At 53.7% G+C, this 18,571-nt stretch carries 13 protein-coding genes; 10 read left to right on the top strand and 3 right to left on the bottom strand.

From position 1 onward, the window contains the following. Positions 1–9: 9 nt before the first annotated feature. The 7 genes from QU597_RS25115 to QU597_RS25085 all read left to right on the top strand — a co-directional run bounded on the left by QU597_RS25115 (position 10) and on the right by QU597_RS25085 (position 7,148). Positions 10–909: an ABC transporter permease gene (locus tag QU597_RS25115; protein ID WP_310830305.1), complete on the top strand. Its 900-nt coding sequence runs from the start codon at positions 10–12 to the stop codon at positions 907–909. 22 nt (positions 910–931) lie between these two features. Continuing rightward, complete coding sequence (locus QU597_RS25110; protein ID WP_310830304.1) at positions 932–2,542, top strand: FAD-dependent oxidoreductase; 1,611 nt, start codon at positions 932–934, stop codon at positions 2,540–2,542. Beyond that, entirely contained in the window at positions 2,539–2,871 is a 333-nt protein-coding gene (locus QU597_RS25105; protein WP_310830303.1) for a 4Fe-4S binding protein, read from the top strand. The genes QU597_RS25110 and QU597_RS25105 overlap by 4 nt, the downstream gene beginning before the upstream one ends. A gap of 79 nt (positions 2,872–2,950) precedes the next feature. Further along, on the top strand, positions 2,951–4,018 hold the full coding sequence (locus tag QU597_RS25100; protein ID WP_310830302.1) for an ABC transporter substrate-binding protein: 1,068 nt from the start codon (positions 2,951–2,953) through the stop codon (positions 4,016–4,018). Between the two features lie 45 nt (positions 4,019–4,063). After that, positions 4,064–4,843, top strand: coding sequence for an alpha/beta hydrolase family protein (locus tag QU597_RS25095; RefSeq protein WP_310830301.1), 780 nt, complete (start codon positions 4,064–4,066; stop codon positions 4,841–4,843). Positions 4,844–5,199: 356 nt separating this feature from the next. Next, a complete protein-coding gene (locus tag QU597_RS25090; RefSeq protein WP_310830300.1) occupies positions 5,200–6,807 on the top strand; it encodes an FAD-binding protein in 1,608 nt (535 codons plus the stop codon). Further along, positions 6,804–7,148 (top strand): 4Fe-4S binding protein, encoded by a 345-nt coding sequence (locus QU597_RS25085; RefSeq protein WP_310830299.1) that lies wholly within the window; start codon positions 6,804–6,806, stop codon positions 7,146–7,148. Before QU597_RS25090 ends, QU597_RS25085 begins: the two co-directional genes overlap by 4 nt. Positions 7,149–7,247: 99 nt before the next feature. Here QU597_RS25085 and QU597_RS25080 read toward each other — a convergent pair whose 3' ends face one another. The 3 genes from QU597_RS25080 to QU597_RS25070 form a co-directional block, all read right to left on the bottom strand. Next, complete coding sequence (locus QU597_RS25080) at positions 7,248–12,254, bottom strand: Ig-like domain-containing protein (RefSeq protein WP_310830298.1); 5,007 nt, start codon at positions 12,252–12,254, stop codon at positions 7,248–7,250. A gap of 38 nt (positions 12,255–12,292) precedes the next feature. Then, on the bottom strand, positions 12,293–15,130 hold the full coding sequence (locus QU597_RS25075) for an Ig-like domain-containing protein (RefSeq protein WP_310830297.1): 2,838 nt from the start codon (positions 15,128–15,130) through the stop codon (positions 12,293–12,295). Between the two features lie 281 nt (positions 15,131–15,411). After that, positions 15,412–15,954: a glutathione peroxidase gene (locus tag QU597_RS25070; protein WP_310830296.1), complete on the bottom strand. Its 543-nt coding sequence runs from the start codon at positions 15,952–15,954 to the stop codon at positions 15,412–15,414. A gap of 202 nt (positions 15,955–16,156) precedes the next feature. Between QU597_RS25070 and QU597_RS25065 the strand changes: the two genes are divergently transcribed. The 3 genes from QU597_RS25065 (at position 16,157) to QU597_RS25055 (ending at position 18,483) form a co-directional block, all read left to right on the top strand. Next, entirely contained in the window at positions 16,157–16,831 is a 675-nt protein-coding gene (locus QU597_RS25065; protein ID WP_310830295.1) for a Na-translocating system protein MpsC family protein, read from the top strand. A 142-nt stretch (positions 16,832–16,973) separates the two neighbouring features. Continuing rightward, positions 16,974–17,363, top strand: coding sequence for a response regulator (locus QU597_RS25060; protein ID WP_310830294.1), 390 nt, complete (start codon positions 16,974–16,976; stop codon positions 17,361–17,363). 124 nt (positions 17,364–17,487) lie between these two features. Next, positions 17,488–18,483: a phosphotransferase enzyme family protein gene (locus QU597_RS25055; RefSeq protein WP_310830293.1), complete on the top strand. Its 996-nt coding sequence runs from the start codon at positions 17,488–17,490 to the stop codon at positions 18,481–18,483. The last annotated feature ends 88 nt before the right edge of the window (positions 18,484–18,571 follow it).

Genomic DNA, 18,571 nt, shown 5'->3' with positions numbered 1-18,571 from the left:
AATAACAACATGAGCGATGGGATAGAAATCATTATCAAGACAGCCAAAGGAATAAGGGAAGCACATGATTTCAGCGGCACAGCTCCCAAAAATACGTCTAACAAGGTGAAAAAGACATCTTCAATCCATTTGAAAATCCGGCTGAAATCCCTCCTGTCAGATTGGGGAACCGGGGCTATTATTCCGGTTGCACTGCTGGCCGTATGGCAGCTTGCCGGAAGTGCGGGTCTGATCTCGCCGGAATTTCTGCCGACACCGCTGTCGATCCTCTCGGCGTTTGCCGCTCTGACGGCCAGCGGGGAGCTTACCCATCACTTAGGCGTAAGCATCGGCAGAGCGGGGATCGGATTTCTGCTTGGCGGAGTGCTCGGCTTGCTGTTCGGAGTGCTTACCGGGCTGTTCCGTAAAGCGGAGTACCTGCTCGATCCCAGTGTCCAGGTGCTGCGGCTGGTTCCCCATCTGGCGATTGCCCCGCTGATTATCCTCTGGTTTGGCTTTGGTGAAATGTCGAAGGTAGTCATTATTCTGAGCGGCTCCTTTTTCCCGCTCTATATCAATACTTTTATGGGCATCCGCGGCGTGGACAACAAGCTGTTTGAGGTGGCCAGAGTCCTCGGCTTCAGTCCGCTGCAGAAGCTGCGGCGGCTGATTCTGCCGGCGGCGCTGCCCGGTATTCTGCTGGGACTGCGCCTATCCATGGCAGTAGCCTGGATCGGACTGGTGGTTGCCGAACTGATCGGCTCGCAGTCCGGGGTGGGATTCCTGATCAATGAAGCGAAGCAGAACTCCAATACCGAGGTCATCTTCGTAGGCATTATTATTTTCGCAGTTGTCGGTAAGCTGATCGATTCGCTGTTCCGCATCATTGAACGCAAATTCCTGCACTGGCGTGACAGCTATCAGGGCTAAGAATCCAAGGGGGCTGAAGGTAATGAATCATACGGTAGGACTTAACGGGTCACTGAACCTGAAGGCAGACGTACTGGTAATCGGTGGAGGCCCGGCAGGGACGTGGGCGGCGCTGACCGCGGTAGCTAAAGGGGCGAAGGTTATCCTCGCCGACAAAGGCTATTGCGGCTCCAGCGGGGCGACTGCGCCATCCGGCACAGGCGTCTGGTATGTACAGCCGGATGACAAGCTGCGCGAGGAAGCGAAAGCCAGCCGCTATTCGATGGGCGGGAAGCTGGCGGAGCACCGCTGGATGGACCGGGTGCTTGACCGCACCTATGAGAATATGAACCGCTTAGGCCTCTCGGGGTATCCGTTTCCGCTGGATGAATCGGGCAACCAGTACCGCCGTAGCCTGCAGGGGCCGGAGTACATGCGGCTGATGCGGAAGCTGGTCAAGAAGGCGGGCGTGAAGATTCTGGATCACAGTCCGGCACTGGAGCTGCTGGCTGATGAGCACGGGGTAGCCGGGGCAACCGGCGTACAGACCCAGAGCGGGGAGGCCTGGAGCGTCCAGGCGGGAGCGGTGGTTATTGCCACCGGCGGCTGCGCCTTCCTCAGCAAGGCGCTGGGCTGCAACGTTCTTACCGGCGACGGTTATCTGTTCGCCGCCGAAGCCGGGGCGAGCCTGTCAGGCATGGAGTTCTCCAATGCCTACGCCATCTGCCCGACCTTCTCCTCCGTTACGAAGACAGCCTATTACAGCTATGCCAGCTTCTATTATGAGGACGGCAGCGTGGTAGAAGGTGCCGGTTCCAAGAAGGGCCGCTCGGTCATTGCCCGCAATCTGCTGGCGGGCCGCCAGGTCTACGCCAAGCTGGACGGCGCATCTGAGGATTTAAGACCGCTGCTGCGCGTGGCGCAGACGAACTTTTTCCTGCCGTTTGACCGCCGGGGCATCGATCCGTTTAAGGATGCTTTTCCGGTCACGCTGCGGCTGGAAGGGACGGTCCGCGGGACCGGAGGTATCCGCATCACGGATGAATCCTGCGGCACCGGCGTTCCGGGACTGTACGCCGCAGGAGATGCAGCCACCCGCGAGCTGATCTGCGGCGGCTTCACCGGCGGCGGCAGCCATAATGCCGCCTGGGCGATGTCCTCCGGCTCCTTCGCCGGAGAAGGCGCGGCCGGGTATGCCGCCCAGCTTGGATGGCATGCCGCTGACCGCGCACCTAGGGGGCTATCTTCCTCGCCCCTGGTCAATCAGGAAGTGAAAGCGGGAACGGCGGCGCGTACAGCAGAGTTCGTCTCCGCCGTGCAGGCCGAAGTCAAGCCATACGACATCAATCTGTTCCGCACAGAACAGGGACTGACTTCTTCGCTGGACCGCCTGGACGGATTGTGGAAGGAACAGCGCAGCCGGGAAATCCAGCGTACGCCGGAGGGGGTTAAAGCCCGCGAAGCGGAAGCCATGACAGCGACCGCCCGCTGGATGTACAGTTCTGCACTGGCTCGCACGGAGACCCGGGGCATGCATAAACGCGAGGATTACAAAGAAACAGATCACGGCCAGCATCACCGCCTGATCAGCGGCGGACTGGATCAGGTATGGGTGAAGACAGAAGAGGTTGCGAAGGAGAGTGTATTGTTGTGATTGAAGTCATCAGCGCTGCCAGGTGTGTAGAGTGCAATCAGTGTGTATCCGTCTGCCCGACGAATGTGTTTGACCGGGTGGAGGGCGGAATTCCCGTCATCGCCCGGCAGAGCGACTGCCAGACCTGCTTCATGTGCGAGCTGTATTGTCCGGTGGATGCCCTGTATGTCGCGCCGGATTCTGAAGGTGTGACCGGTGTGACCGAGGAGGTACTGGAGCAGCAGGGACTGCTCGGCGGATACAGGGAGAAGGTAGGCTGGGGCAAAGGCAGACAGCCGGTGGCAAGTCACGACTTTATGTACAAATTGGCGGCCAGAGCCGGGTTCTAGGAACCTGGCGGAACCAACTGGGCGGAACAACATACAAGCAAGGCCAATCATCCAACAGAAACTAAGGGGGAGAAGAGTAATGAAAACGTACAGAGAGATTCAAGGTGGACGAAAAAAAGGGATTCGCCTGGCACTGCTTGCCAGTGTGGTCATGATCATGCTGGTGCTTCAGGCTTGCGGCAATAATGGAGGTTCCGGCAATGGGGCTTCTTCTGCAGCGGGAGGCAGCAACAACACTGCGGAGGCAGCGGGCAGCGAAGCAGCCAGCAATGTTCCGGCTGTACTGAACTTCGGCTTCATCGGCTCCAACAAGCTGAATCTGCCGGGTGGTGCAGAGGGCTGGGGTTTATATAAGGGCATCATTCAAGAGGAACTCAAAAAATACGGTATTACCGAAGTGAAGCTGACCGGCTTCCCGAATGGCCCCGACCAGACGGAATCGCTCATTAGCGGCAGGCTGGATTTCGGCAGCCTTGGGGATACGCCCGCCATTATCGCTTACGCATCTGGTGCGAAGACGCGCCTGATTTCGCAATCCTCGGCCCACACCGTCGGCTATCTGATCGGCAAGAAGAATGGACCCCAGACGGTGAAGGACCTGCAGGGCAAAACGATCGCCATTCAAAAGGGCTCTTTCATGCACCGCTACGTGGTCGGGTTGCTCAAGCAGGAAGGTGTCACCGACTATAAGCTGGTCCATATGCTGATTCCTGATGCAACAGCGGCTCTGGCCCGCGGAGATGTGGACGCGACAACCAATCTGGGTGTTCCGGCATTGAAGCTGATTGAACAAGGCTATACCCATCTGGATGATGCTTCGAGCCACCCTGATCTGCTGGGTTCCAGCGCTACCGTTGTTTCGGAGGAATATCTGGCGAAGTTCCCGGATTTCCCGAAGGTGTGGAATGAGGCGCGCGAGAAGGCGCTGGCTGATCTGAAGCAGCATGAAGATGAATATTATGCCTTCCTTGCTGAAATTGGCGATACGACGCCGGAGCTGGCGAAGCAGGTGAATCCGATCAGTGATATCAAGGACACAGCCTTCACTGAAGAAGGCACGAAGCTGCTGGAGGGCACGAAGAACTTCCTGGTAGAAGAAAAGCTGGCCAAAAAAGATTTCAATATCAGCGACTGGCAGCTGCAATAAGCAATTAAGCGGAGGGATGAACTTATGGGGCAGGAGACATTAATTGTGCAAAGATTCAGACTGCCGCTGGAGGATGGGCTCTATCTTGAAGGTGAGGTAAGGCTTCCTCCGGGTGCAGGCCCGGCACCGGTGGTGCTGCTCAGCCACGGCTTCAGAGGCCATAAGGATTGGGCCTTCTGGCCGGAGGTCTCCGGCAGGCTGGCAGAGAGCGGCTTCTATACCGTCAGCTTCAACTTTTCGCGCATCGCTGCCCGTAGTAGTGCCGGAATTACCGAGCGGGGAGCAGCGGAAGCAGCTACACTTAGCCGGGAGCTGGATGATCTGCAGGAGGTGCTGCGCAGCCTGCAGGACGGCAGACTCCCGCTGGCGGAGCGGGCTGACCCTGCGCGGCTGGCGATTCTCGGGCACAGCCGCGCGGGCGGCGGTAATATCGTGTTCGCCGCCGAACATCCGGAGGTGCAGGCGCTCGTGGTCTGGAACGGCGGCTCCCCGCCGGCCCGGACATCTGCGGACGGCTACGCTGAGCTGACGCTGCCGGAACAGGTCCAGCAGCAGGACCAGCTGCAGAACAAGGCGCGTTTCGACCTGGAGAACGCGCTAAGCTCCTTATCCGCCGCAGTCCTGATCATCCAGGGCGATCAGGACCGGGATTCGCTGCTGCAGCAGAATGCCCGTTTCCGGGAGCAGGCGCCGCAGCACCGTTACTATTCAGTGAAAGGGGCGGACCACACCTTCAACACGGCAGATCCGTATGAAGGCTCCACCGCGGAACTAAATGAGGCCGTAGCTGTGACACTTGAATTTCTGCATGAACAGCTGGGCTGAGATGTGAGGTTGTGCAATAGGGGCTTAAGTAAGTAAAGTGGGGAAAACTCCCGCTAATTCATCTGGATTTGCTGAAAATCGGAGTTTAGCGGGAAAAACCCCCACTAAACTCCCGGAAACGCTGATTTTGACCCATACGCGGGAAAATAAATGGAGAAAATCCCGCTAGAGTCTGTCTTCGTCTTGCCCAGAAGAAGTTAGATGGAGAAATTCCCGCTACTATGCCTGCGTACTGCCAAATTAAACGTTTCCAAGCAGCGGGCTCGTTCTGGAACTTGCAGTAAACCAATTTGTACCGGGCAGACGATCTTATCAACTATTTTATAGGGTTAATCAACAGTTTGGGAGGTAATGAAATGCCGCAACAGCAGCAAATTACAACGGATGTGCTTGTGCTGGGCGGTGGCCCGGCAGGAGCATGGGCGGCATGGAATGCAGCCTCTCAGGGAGCACAGGTGATTCTAGCCGACAAAGGATACCTGGGAACAAGCGGTGCTACCGCTCCGGGCGGCACAACCCTGCTGGTCATTCCGCCGGTAGCTGAGCTGCGCGATGCGGCGGTGGAGTCCAGGCTCCGGGCAGGCGGTTACCTGTCAGAGAATGCCTGGATTCACCGCGTACTCGATCAAGTGGAGCAGAATCTGGCCCAGGTCGAGGAGTGGGGGTATCCTTTTCCGAAGGATCAGGATGGCAATCCGCTGCGCACTCATCTGCATGGCCCGGAATATATGAAGCTGATGCGGCGTGTCGTGCGCAAGGCGGGAGTGAAGATCTGGGACCAGTCCCCGGCGCTGGAACTGCTACATGATGAACACGGCGTCGGGGGTGCCCGGGGAATCAACCGCCTGACCGGGGAAGCCTGGGAGGTGAGGGCGAACGCGGTGGTGATAGCTACCGGAGGCTGCGCCTTCCTCAGCAAAGGGCTGGGCTGCAACGTGCTCACCGGTGAAGGCCTGCTGATGTCAGCCGAAGCAGGAGCGGAGTTGTCGGGGATGGAGTTCACCCGGCAATATGCGCCAAGCTTTGCAGACGGTACGGTGACGCGCGGGCGGATGCTGGCCTGGGCGACACTGTATGATGCGGCAGGTAATCCGCTGCACCGGGGCGACCGCACCTTCGGCAGCATTCCCGAACTGATGCTGAAAGGGCCGGTCTATGCGAGGCTGGACCTGGCAGATACGGTGGAGAAGCGCGAATTCCTGCGCCGCGCCCACCCGATCTTCTTCATGCCGCTGGAGCGGGCGGGGATTGATCCGTTCCAGGATAAATTCCCGCTTACGCTCCGCTATGAAGGCACGATGCGCGGCACGGGCGGCCTGCGCCTGACCGGCACCGCCTGCGAGACGACGGTGCCGGGCCTGTATGCGGCCGGAGATGCCGCATCCCGCGAGAAGATCACCGGCGCCATCTCCGGCGGCGGGGCCTACAACGCTTCCTGGGCCATCTGCAGCGGAAGCTGGGCCGGCCGGGGAGCGGCGCGGCACGCGCTGGCGCAGCCGCGCCGGGCGGACAGCCGTCAGCTCCGCGCGGCAGGCCGCTTGGGGCTTACGGCTGGCGCCGATGCACGGGAGCCGCTGGACGCGAAGCCGCTGATCGCGGCGGTCCAGCAGGAGATCCTGCCGCTGCGGATCAACTATTTCCGCAGCGAGCCGGTGGTGGCCGCAGCCTTGAAGCGGCTGGATAACCTGATGCCCTATCTTGCCGGCCGGCCTCCGGCCACGGTGCAGGGCATCGTGCAGTCCCGTGAAGCAGCGGCCATGCTTCAGGCCGGCCGCTGGATCTACACCGCCGCGCTGGCCCGCAAGGAGAGCCGGGGCCTTCAGCAGCTGGCAGAATACCCGGCGCTGGACCCGCGCCAGACCCACCGGCTGATTCTGTCCGGCATTGACCGGATCAGCATCACTACCGAAAAGGTGCCACATGCCCATGAGCTGCAGGTGCCGAGAGAGGAGCGGGTCATATGATCGAACTGGTCAGCGGAGACCGCTGCATCGGCTGCCGGCTATGTGTGAAGGTGTGCCCGACGAATGTATTTGATATGCAGGGCAAGCTTGCCGTCATCGCCCGCCAGGAAGATTGCCAGACCTGCTTCATGTGCGAAGCGTATTGCCCGGTGGATGCGCTCTACGTAGCACCCCAAGGCGAGGTATCGGTTCATGTTGATGAACAGGAGCTGATTGCCTCGGGGCTGCTCGGCAGCTGGCGGGAGGAGATCGGCTGGAGCCCGGGAGCGCCGGATACAATGGCGGAGCGGGACACGACACCTTTTTTTGAAGTGTTTACGGAGACATACCGGGGCAAATAAGTACAGCCGCAGGGATGCCTTCATTGGAAAGCAAAGAACCCATCCTCCACAATCGTGGAAGATGGGTTCTTTTGTTCAGGCAGGAAGCATCAGTTTGTTTTAGAGGGAATGCGTTCCGAAATACTGGTAGGTTCCTTTAGGGAACACATTCCATTCGCCCTCCAGCGAGAACTGCCCGGAGCCGGTATAAATGCCGGGTTTGCGGATAATCGTACCGCCGGATGACAGGAACTTCTGATTGGATGCTGGATTGCCAAGCATATCCACGATCTGGCCGTTCTTTTTGAGAACGATGGCTACGACGTCATAACTGGATGGATTGTATAGCGAAAGCTCGTCATTGTAGTACCAGATATTCATGATATCGAACGCATCGTAAAAAATGTCGTTGATGAAAAGATAAGGTGACATAGTAGGCCATTGCGTATTAATGGTCTGGGACGTGCTTGTAATGGTCTGGGTATTCTTCATATAACGGTACACTTCAATGGTGTATCCTTGCGGACTCGCAATTGGAGTACCTGTGTTTTTGTAATACAGCTCCACGGCTATTCTACCGTCTCCGCCATCCAGATACTCCGAGAAAAAGAGCTCGCCGGACCCCTGCGGGGAGACTGTAATGGACAATACAATCGCACGCCCGTCAGCGCCGACGATCCACACATAGCCCGGCATCGGAGTACCAGTCCAGATGGTGCCATTCAATGGTGTCGGACCGGTGAATGTACTGTCAGCGGTACCCATATACACTTTGAAGGATGTCTGGCCGGGGAACAGCTTCGAAATATCATAAGATAGCGACTGTACGCCCTGCTTGGTGTTGATAGGTACGAGTCCGTTGCTGACAAGCTGGGCAGTCGTTAATGCAAAGCTGTAAGCTGCTGTACCACCCTTGCCGTCTGAAGCAGTAACGGTTACTATTCCGCTGGCGGAGGAGCCGGCTGCCGGCGACAATGACAACATATTTCCTGAAACGCTGACTGCTCCGGCTGCTGCGGAATCAATGACGGCTGTATAGGTCAGGGTGTCATTATCAGCATCTTCAAAGAGCTGGGACAGGTCGTAAGTCCGCGTATTGGTGACGCCAGGCGTTAGGATCTGCGGTGAAATTGCACTTACTGCTTCCGGTGCGGTATTCGGCTTGGAGGACACGGTCACGGTGAACGAGACTGTGACTTGGCCGCCGCGCTGATCCTGGGCCGTTACGGTAATTACGGCGGTTCCTTGAGCCGCTGGCGTCAGCTTCAACATTTTCCCTGTAACTGCTGCATTCACGGTGCTGCCGGCATCTGTGCTGGCGCTGAAGCTGAGCGTGTCTCCATCTGCATCGGTGAATGCGGTGCTGAGGTCAATTTCGGTTGCCGGACTGCCCGTATAGAGCGTTGTATCGGTAAGCTTGTCCCCCACTGCCTTTGGTGCGGCGTTGACATGGACGGTAAAGGATACTTTGGTCTTGCCTCCGTCGGCATCGCTGGCAGTGACCTGGATGACCGGAGATCCATATGCTTTTGGACTTATCGTAAGCGTACTGCCTGTTACCGAAACTGCTGTTTTGGCAGGGTCGCCTGATTCAGCAGTATACGTTAGAGGCCCGGCTTCCGGATCAGTGAATACCGGCAGCAGATCTATATCCAGCGGGCTGCCGTCCTCCTGCAGATCCAGATCGGGGAGACTTCCCGCAGCGGCAAGCGGAGCCGCATTTACAAGTGCTTCGATATCTTGTGTAGTGTCATTGCCTTTATCGTCACTGGCTTTCACTTGAACCTTAACTAAGCCGCTTGCTTTGGGCGTCAGGGTAAGCTTGGTGCCGGTAAGCAAGGTAGCCACAATGCTGGTGTCTTCCGACTGGACGCTGTACGCAATGACATCCTGTTCGGGATCACTGAATATAGCAGACAGCTCGAGATCAACAGTGCTGCCGTTCTCCTGCAGAATTTGTTTGCTTACACCTGCGAAGACCGGAGCCTGATTGCGCAGCACGGTTACATCAAAGGTATATTCTGTGATCCCGCCTTTACCGTCATGCGCCTGGACAGTAACCTTGGTGGTTCCTGGAGATTTTGGCGTTAAAGTCAGTTTGCTGCCGGTTACTGCGGCTTCGGCTGTCGCAGTATCCGCAGAGGTTGCGGAGTACACAAGGACATCTCCGTCAGGGTCATTGAAATAGGACGACAACTCAAGTTCCTGTGGAAGCCCGTAATGCGGCAGAGATTGGGCGGCAATAGCAGCAGCAACAGGTTTGGCATTGATTACAGCGGTAAAAGATTGCTGTGCAGTAGCTCCGTAGCTGTCTTTTGCCGTCACTGTAACCGTTGCGGTTCCGTGAGACTTTGGCGTCACGCTTAGGGTATGTCCGGTTATGGAAACAGCAGCAAGGCCGTTGTCAGAACTGTTAACGGTATAAGTGAGATCGTCGCCCTCCGGGTCAGCGAAAGCAGTACTGAGATCGACAGTCAGCGTATCGCCGTTCTCCTGCAGCATTTGATTACCAAGCGGTGTTGTCCCCGTTCCAGGCGTGTCATTCACTGTAAGCTCAAAGCTGGCAGAGACGATCCCCGCATAACCATCATTGGCTACCACTGAGATTGTTGTTATTCCATGCCCGGCAGGTAACAGCTTCAATATATCGCCGGCCACTTCGGCTTCGGCCACTGCAGGGCTGCTCGATTGTACCGAAAAAGTCAGATTATCACTGTCTGCGTCACTGAAATAATCAGAGAGCAGGATTGTATAGGGTTCATCTGCACCTTTCATGGATCTGTCCGGGATAGCTGATACTTGCGGAATCGTATTGACATTGACGGCAAAGGTGACCTGGCTTGAGCCGCCGCGTCCGTCTTCTACACTTACTGTAACCGTTGCATGGCCATGGACCTGCGGTGTAAGAATCAGCTTATCACCGTATACTGCAGCCCCGACGCTGGCTGGATCACTGGAAAGTGAAGTGAAGGTAAGCGGATCAAGGTCATCATCGGAGAATAATTGATCCAGCGGGAACTCGACCGGAATTCCATTAACCGGCAGCAGCTGATCTTCCATATTGCCTGCCGCGGGATTTTTATTGACGGTTACGGTGATTTCGGACTCGGCAGTGCCGCCGCGTCCGTCTTTGGCAATGAGCTTGACCTTGGCGGCTCCAGCCGTCTGACCTGTTACAGTAAGCGTATGACCTGAGAGTTGAGCCGTAGCGATTACAGGATCGCTGCTTACCGCCTCGTAAATCAGGCTGTCTGAATCAGCGTCGCTGAACCAGCTGCTTAAATCAATTTCGCGCGCAGCGGCACCAAGCACTACCAGCTGATCTGCGACAGCGGAGGTTGCGGCCGGCGGAGTGTTTACACTAATTTTGAAGCTGGAATTCGTTTTCTTCCCGTTCTGGTCATCAGCTGACATCAAGATTGTGATATTGCTGCCGGCTTTTAATGGAGTGAGTGTCAACTGGGTGCCGGTTAAGACAGCTTTGACAACGGTAGAGCTTCCTGAGACGGCTGTTAGTTTCAGCTGGCTCTGTTCATCATCTTTGAATACTCCGGCAATATCAATGACTTCACTCGTACCGAGTGTCAGGATACGGTCTGCAACCGGCGCAACGACTTTCGGTGCCGTATTTACTACAGGAGAAGAGCCGGTTGTAATAGTGGACGAAGCCGCAGCTGATGTTGATAGAACGGTAGTGCTGTTTATAGCAACATTGGCACCGCCGGATACCTGCAGATTCTGCACCGTTCCGGTACTGTTCAAAGCAACAGTCCCGGAACTTTGAACGTTCAGATTAGAAATTACAGCATTACCGGTCAAGCTGAGAGACTGATTACCCGTTACTGTTACGTTAGCGACTGAACCGTTAATGGCAACTTGGCTGGCACTCCCGTTAACAACGATATTGCTGAGCGGTGTTGCCGCATTTGCGCTGATCGTTGCATCCGATGAAACCGTGACTTGTCCGGCCGTGGTGCTGCCTGTAGTTTCAAGATGGACCCCCGTTTTGTTAACATCTACAGTGCTCAGGGTAGAGTTTTCAAAAATAACAGTATTGCTGTCACCGCCAAACACCTCTGTTTTACCGAGTACTTTTACATTTGTGGCTTTGAAATCATGCAGCAGCTTCGGAGTAACGATCAGGTCACCGCGTACGGTCAGATTGCGGATCGACAGGTAATCGCCGCGGATCTCCAAATTTCCGTCCAGTGTTGCGCCCTGTCCGTCCAGCACGAGATTGCCGCTGAATTCCTCCTGCCCTACGGCCGGTTCTTTGCCGCTGCTGTTCAGATACAGTGTGTTCAGAGACTGGATGGTTCTGCCGGAAGAAGTAAAGGAAACCTCGGCCTTGTTCAGAATATCCTGATTGGCGGGATTCATAAGGCTCGCGGATGAGCCGGATAAGGCAAATTTCACGCCGCTTATTGTTGCGCTGCCGCTGCTCACACTTTGCAGATTTTCCATCGTTGTACCGGAGAAAAAGGTTGCAATAAGCAGTCCGGCCATCTCCTGGCGCTGTACCCCTGCTTTCGGTGAAAATTTACCGTCTTCAAGCGGCATATACCCCTTAACAATGGCAGTACGTACATACGGCTTGGCCCATTCAGCCACACTGCTCCAGTCTGCAGGCGCTGTGAAATCGGCAGTTTCGGGGATGATTTCCTGCCCGGAAGCCCGCACCAGCATCGCTGCTGATTCCTGGCGGGTAATCGGCGCCTTCGGCCAGAACTTTCCGGTTCCGTCACCCGACATAATTCCTGCCGCTGTAATCGCGTTAATGGAGCTGCTGCTCCAGCTGGCAGTTTTGACGTCTGTATATGCGCTCTTGGCGGCGGTTGGCATAAGCTCAAGTGTCCGGAAGAGAATGGCGGCCAGCTCCTGCCTGCTGACGATATCTGCGGGATGGAATTTGCCATCGCTGTAGCCGCCCATCAGACCAAGCTCTACGGCACGGTTCACGGATTCAAGCAGTGAGCTCTTAATCAAAGAGGTATCCTTTAGAACGGTGAGTTTGCTGGAAGAGTCAGAGGTCAGGACAGGACCTGCCGCGGCTGCGGCGCTTGAAAGAGGCAGCGCCGCGGCGAGCAGGGAAGACAGAGCTATTTTTTGAAACTTATTCATGGTCATCAGAGAGCGCCTCCTGGTCAAATATAAAGAAATAAAGATTAGTCTGCGTTGTAGCTTCCCAGATCAGCGGTATAATCTGTCCCTTCATCGGCCCAGTCGCTGGCCTCATAGGTAGAGGAGCCGATGACAGTGCCGGATTTCCGCGCAAGGGACTGGTACGGACTGATTACAGCCACATCAATCAATTCATTATCGTAATACAGGTACAAGGTAACCGGCGCACTATCATCCAGGAAGAACAGCATCGTGGAGTAATAGTCGCTAGGTACATCACCCTCATAGAAAGATTCCATGATAACAAAAGCCTGGTTAGGATTGAGTAATGCACTACTCAGCACAGTGGAGTCCCCGCCGTCTGAACGTTCAATCCGCAGCTTGGAACCATCGATAATCTCACCGGTAGGATTGAAGAGCTCAATGGCCTGCAGATACTCATTACCAAAAATAGTTTCCGAGAAGAATACACTTGTAGCCGCAGGCGCGGCTGCCGTAAAGGTCGCGGTGAAGCTGGTATCCTTCGTCCCGCCGTTGCCGTCATTAGCGGTAACAGTGATGGTCGTTGTACCCGCACCAACTGGTGTTATCGACAGAGTACTGCCGCTAACGGATACGGTGGCCACACCGCTGTCGGAGGAAACCGCCGAGAAGGAGAGCGTGTCGCCGTCTTGATCGGCGAAGACCGAGCTCAGGTCTGCCGTTTGCGTGCCATCCACCACAGACTTAGCAAGGACGGGAATACTGTTCGCCACAGTCGGTACATGGTTCACCGGAGCCGGAGCCGTAAAGGTCGCGGTGAAGCTGGTATCCTTCGTTCCACCGTTGCCGTCATTAGCGGTTACGGTGATGGTCGTCGTACCCGCACCAACTGGTGTTATCGACAGAGTACTGCCGCTAACGGATACGGTGGCCACACCGCTGTCGGAGGAAACCGCTGAGAAGGAGAGCGTGTCGCCGTCTTCATCGGCGAAGACCGAGCTCAGGTCTGCCGTTTGAGTGCCATCCACCACAGACTTAGCGAGGGCGGGAATACTGTTCGCCACAGTCGGTACATGGTTTACCGGAGGCGGAGCTGTAAAGGTCGCGGTGAAGCTGGTATCCTTCGTCCCGCCGTTGCCGTCATTAGCGGTTACGGTGATCGTAGTCGTCCCAGCATTCACCGGAATAATCGACAGAGTACTGCCGCTAACAGATACGGTGGCCACACCGCTGTCGGAGGAAACCGCTGAGAAGGAGAGCGTGTCGCCGTCTTCATCGGCGAAGACCGAGCTCAGGTCTGCCGTTTGAGTGCCATCCACCACAGACTTAGCGAGGGCGGGAATACTGTTCGCCACAGTCGGTACATGGTTCACCGGAGGCGGAGCCGTAAAGGTCGCGGTGAAGCTGGTATCCTTCGTCCCGCCGTTGCCGTCATTAGCGGTTACGGTGATCGTAGTCGTCCCAGCATTCACCGGAATAATCGACAGAGTACTGCCGCTAACAGATACGGTAGCCACACCGCTGTCGGAGGAAACCGCTGAGAAGGAGAGTAAGTCGCCGTCTTCATCGGCGAAGACCGAGCTCAGGTCTGCCGTTTGATTGCCATCCACCACAGACTTGGCAAGAGCGGAAATCGTATTTTTCAGGATAGGCGCTTGATTCGCCGCCTGCTGATTACCGGTGGAGACACTGGGGGCAGGTGTGTAACTTACAAAATTTCCAGAAGCATTCTGTATTTGTTTGATGTTGCTCTGGACAGCTGCATAATTCTGGATGATTTGTGATGGGAGTATGCTATCCGGTAACTGCAGCACTTGAATAGATAGGGCTGGATTAATCGTAATCTTTGCACCTTCAAGAACCTTGAAATGCTGCAGAGAACCGCTGCCGTTAATCACAACAGGTGCGGAAGAGTTAACAATGAACTGGCCGATGTTTCCTTGAAGATTTATCGCGGAGACGCCTTCATTCAGTTTTAGTTCGCCGGCAACATTTCCTGCAATCGTTACATCATTCGCGGAAATGCCCAGCAGCGTGCCGGAGGGAAGAGCGGAGGTATGCAGCTGAACCCCTTTTTTAACAATTTCAAGCGCCTGCAAACCATCTAAATGACGATTTAGTGAGTTGAATTTGAGTACTGCACCTTCAAGCGCTTCACGGTTGGTATCTCCGATAAGCTCCTTAAGCTGGCCTTCGATCAGGTAGGGAGTATCACCGATGGTGACAAAATCACCATTTATACTTGTGATCACTGCAGATTGCTCTGTTTGGGTAAATGTATTGAGCAGGAGAGAGGCGATATCCTGCCGCTGAACCGCAGCTTTAGGATTGGAGCGATCCTCGAATAATTCGGATAGCTTTAGCTGCGTGGCAATGTTAAGGGATGCTTTAGCCCATGAACTGATTGCAGTGCTGTTTTCAGCCGGATCTGCCAATGTACTGCGCGCTCCGCTTCCATGTATGGCTCTCACCATAATCGTTGCCAGCTCTTCCTTCGTCACAGGCCGATAAGGATTAAACTGTCCGCTGCCATCGCCGGTCATGATCCCGGCTTGTTTGACTGCTTCTATGGCGGAGGCGCTCCAATTGGAGGCGGATACATCCGAGTAGAGGGAAGGGGTGGCGGAGCCGGAGCCCAGGCTTAAGACTTTGCTCAGAATGACAGCCAGTTCTTGCCGGGTAATTGTAGCTTTCGGCCGGAATTGCCCGTTAGGATCACCGCTCAGGTATCCTTTGTTGGCTGCTTCTAGAATGGCAGAGATCTTTGATGGATCCAATTGCTTGAGATCGGTAAATCCTGTTGTTTGTCCGGCTATGCCTGCATCCGCATAAGCCGCCGTGCTGAATAACGTATTAAGAGCGATAAGAACAGCTCCCCATTTGACTGAAATGCTACTCAATAAGACAACCTCCTGGCCTAGAACTTAAAAAAATTATGTTTATGAGTCATATATCGACAAATTTCTCGGGAAATTTATATATTCATAGGACTTTTATCACTGCGCAATTGTTATGTTTTGTGTTTTGTGGCTATGGAAAAAATCTGCAAAAACATAAGTCATAATATAATCACTCAAAAAAAATAAAAAAAGCATCCTTCAGCCTTATTTGGGCTTCCAGACACTCGGTATAATTCTTTTGGAAATTTTGGAATCAACAATTGCTCTTGAGTTCTTGATCTTTACAGCAATTCCTGAATAGCCGGCTCAAGATCGAGGGGATCAATAGAAGACTCGAAACGCTTCACTACATTGCCTTCACGGTCGATCAGGAACTTGGTGAAGTTCCATTTCACTTCATCGTCAGCCAGAGACGCAGGATCACGCTCCTCCAGCATCATGTGCAGCAGTCTGCTGCCCGTGTGATTATGATCGAAGCCGGCAAAGCCCGCTTGGCCGGTCAGATAGCCGAATAATGGATGTTTATGTTCCCCTTTGACATCAATCTTCTCAAAGAGCGGGAAGGTGACACCGTAATTGATTTGGCAGAACACGTCGACTTCTTCATTAGAGCCGGGTTCTTCACCGAACTGGTCGCTGGGGAACCCGAGAATTTGAAAACCCTGATCCTGGAATTTCTCGTAAAGCTTTTGCAGGTCGGAATATTGCGGGGTGAACCCGCATTTACTGGCTGTGTTTACGATCAGCAGCACTTTATCCTTGTATTGTTCAAGAGGGGTTTCTTTACCCCGAATGTTGCGGGCTGTATATGGATAGACACTCATTGGCAGCTTCATCCTTCCGATACGCGTTATATGTATTAAACAATTAGATTGTATACAATCTAATTGTTCGTGTCAATGATCTGCTTATTTTTTTATGTACGAAGCTGTCTGTTGATATTATACTAAGATGTACGAATCGTTTCTCCGGCAGGCGGAGTATCTCCCCAGGCACTTAAAAGAATACATTGCTGGAGGAAATCCAATGAGTACTACAGAACTTACTAGCCAATTTTCCAGTTACACAGGAAGACTACTTAGGGAACGTTTCGGGAAAGGCCCCGAGTCTATACATGTTTCTATCGGGAAGCAATGCATCGCACTGCATATCCGGAATTTTATCGGGCCTGTAGAGAGATTTCTGCTGAATAAGGAAGAGGAGCAGGCGTTCCGCTATACACGTGAGCTTCTGATGAAGTCACTGCTTCCTGAGCTATCGGCTTACCTGCAGGACAATATGTCGATTGAGGTTGGCGAGATTTTTTATGATTGGGGTATACATAATGCGTCTGGGATGATCGTTGCCCTCCTGAAGAACGACGGAGTAGCAGTCGATGAGTATGCCGGACGGGATGAAGTTCATGCCCAGATCAATGAAGTGAGCAGAAAAGTACAGAAGGAACCCGAGTTTACCGATTCCTGGTGGCTGGGGCCCCGTACCCTGATCATCAAACGCGAAGGCATCCTGATTCCTTTGGAGAAGGAACTGATAGGCCTCGGCTATGAGAATACGCTCAAAACCACGAAACGCAAGATGGAAAAACGCTACCTCGAAGATACCACCACAATTGCACCAATGCTGGGCAAGGAGCTGTCCGACATTTATGTGGATTGGGATTTCAATAAGGATACAAGCGTGATCGCATATACTTTTCTTTAAACCAGATCATCGAACTATATATGAGGCGGAAATGAGTCGGACATGCGAATGAGCCGGACATGAGCCGGAGAAGGGGGAAAGGTCCCTTTCTTCGGTTTTTTCTTTTTCCATGGATCGTAAACATTTGGGGGGGATTTGGCGGATGGAGGAATACAAGCGGACTGTGCTGTATGTAGAAGATAATGAGCTTAACATGGCCTTAATGCATCATATCTTCAAAAAAAATCTGCCCTCCTTATTGCTGCTGAAAGCTGAAACGGCGGAGATGGGCCTGGACATTGCAGTCCGGCGGCTGCCGGATCTGATCATTCTCGATATCGGCTTACCCGGCCTGAATGGATATGAGGCATTGGAATGGTTAAAGGCAAGGGAGGATACCCGGCATATACCGGTAGTGGCAATCAGTGCATTTGCCCTGCGTACAGATATTGAACGGGCCCGGGAAACAGGATTTGCTGCTTACATTACTAAACCTTTTCAGGTCAGTGCCTTTACGGATACCGTAAAAGCACTGTTAGCCTGGAAGCCCTGATTTATCAAAGATGGGGAACTGGGGAGAACTCCGTCTGATGGCCGGTTCGTGGGGAAAAGGGTCATATAACACCGAAACATTACATGATATATTAAAAGGAAAATTCAGGGATGAGGGATTTATCATGGAATTCGCCATTGTCAATGACATGAACCATCATGCGGCTGAAGTACTTTTACTATATTCAATAACTGACCCGGAAATAGAATTCATAAGACATAATGAGAATATTACGTTTAAGGTAAAGGATAAAGACAGCAATAAGACCTACCTGCTCCGTATTCACAAACCGGCAACAGCGGGCCTGTTCGGTATACAGCATACGCTTGAAGGATTGGAGTCCGAGATGTACATCCTTCTGGGCTTAGACCATAGCAACCTTTTGCCTGTGCAGAAACCGGTCGCGGGCCGCCTGGGGCAGTTTGTAACAGCCTATACCGGAAGTGAGCTTGGTGATTGCTATGCAACTCTGCTGGAGTGGATTGAAGGTAATGTTCTTACCCTGGAGGAAGAAAATGCCCCGCAGATTGTTTTTGCACTGGGCGAGCGGCTGGCGGAGCTTCACAGGTTTTCACGCGAGTCGGTACATCCTGAACTGAGCAGGCCTGTATACGGTGCTGAGCGGATAGACAGCGCTATCAAGGAGCTGCAATATGGTGTTGAAGCCGGCCTGTATAGTGAGGAGCATTATGGGATCATTCGAGAGGTTCTGGACTGTGTAAAAGGACAACTCCGTGAATTGGATGACCAGCAGGAGTGGGGGATCATCCATGCCGATGTTCAGCTTGGAAATATTATTGTCGCTCCTGAGGGTCCTTGTTACATCGATTTCGGATTCTCCGGTTACGGATATTATCTGTTTGATCTCGGCAGTGCGTCCTCTATGCTGCCAAGTGAACTTCGGCATACCTTTCTGGAAGGCTATGCTTCTAAGACAAACTTTCAATTTGACCAGCTCCGGTACATAGAAGGGCAAATCTTTATGGACATTTTCATCAGTTATCTCTTTTTCATTCATGATTCTAACCGCAACGGCTGGATTAAAGAAAATGCAGCAAAAGTATGCAGTTCCCAGTGCAGGGATTTTCTTTCTGGCAAACAGGTATTTTATTCCATTTAATAGCATTTGACTTTCGCCCGGATATGCAAGATATTAATATTACAGTTTTTAAATAATGGAATTGCTTTCATTACTCCACAAAACGGGC

The organism is Paenibacillus pedocola, from assembly GCF_031599675.1.
GTDB classification, from domain to species: Bacteria; Bacillota; Bacilli; order Paenibacillales; family Paenibacillaceae; genus Paenibacillus_AQ; species Paenibacillus_AQ pedocola.
This window is presented reverse-complemented; position numbering and strand designations above follow the sequence as displayed.

What these genes read in the sequence shown, in the direction of transcription:
- QU597_RS25115 (WP_310830305.1), top strand. Translation starts at nt 10, where the DNA reads ATGAGCGATGGGATAGAAATCATTATCAAGACAGCCAAAGGAATAAGG.
- QU597_RS25110 (WP_310830304.1), top strand. Translation starts at nt 932, where the DNA reads ATGAATCATACGGTAGGACTTAACGGGTCACTGAACCTGAAGGCAGAC.
- QU597_RS25100 (WP_310830302.1), top strand. Translation starts at nt 2,951, where the DNA reads ATGAAAACGTACAGAGAGATTCAAGGTGGACGAAAAAAAGGGATTCGC.
- QU597_RS25090 (WP_310830300.1), top strand. Translation starts at nt 5,200, where the DNA reads ATGCCGCAACAGCAGCAAATTACAACGGATGTGCTTGTGCTGGGCGGT.
- QU597_RS25085 (WP_310830299.1), top strand. Translation starts at nt 6,804, where the DNA reads ATGATCGAACTGGTCAGCGGAGACCGCTGCATCGGCTGCCGGCTATGT.
- QU597_RS25080 (WP_310830298.1), bottom strand. Translation starts at nt 12,254, where the DNA reads ATGACCATGAATAAGTTTCAAAAAATAGCTCTGTCTTCCCTGCTCGCC.
- QU597_RS25070 (WP_310830296.1), bottom strand. Translation starts at nt 15,954, where the DNA reads ATGAGTGTCTATCCATATACAGCCCGCAACATTCGGGGTAAAGAAACC.
- QU597_RS25065 (WP_310830295.1), top strand. Translation starts at nt 16,157, where the DNA reads ATGAGTACTACAGAACTTACTAGCCAATTTTCCAGTTACACAGGAAGA.
- QU597_RS25060 (WP_310830294.1), top strand. Translation starts at nt 16,974, where the DNA reads ATGGAGGAATACAAGCGGACTGTGCTGTATGTAGAAGATAATGAGCTT.
- QU597_RS25055 (WP_310830293.1), top strand. Translation starts at nt 17,488, where the DNA reads ATGGAATTCGCCATTGTCAATGACATGAACCATCATGCGGCTGAAGTA.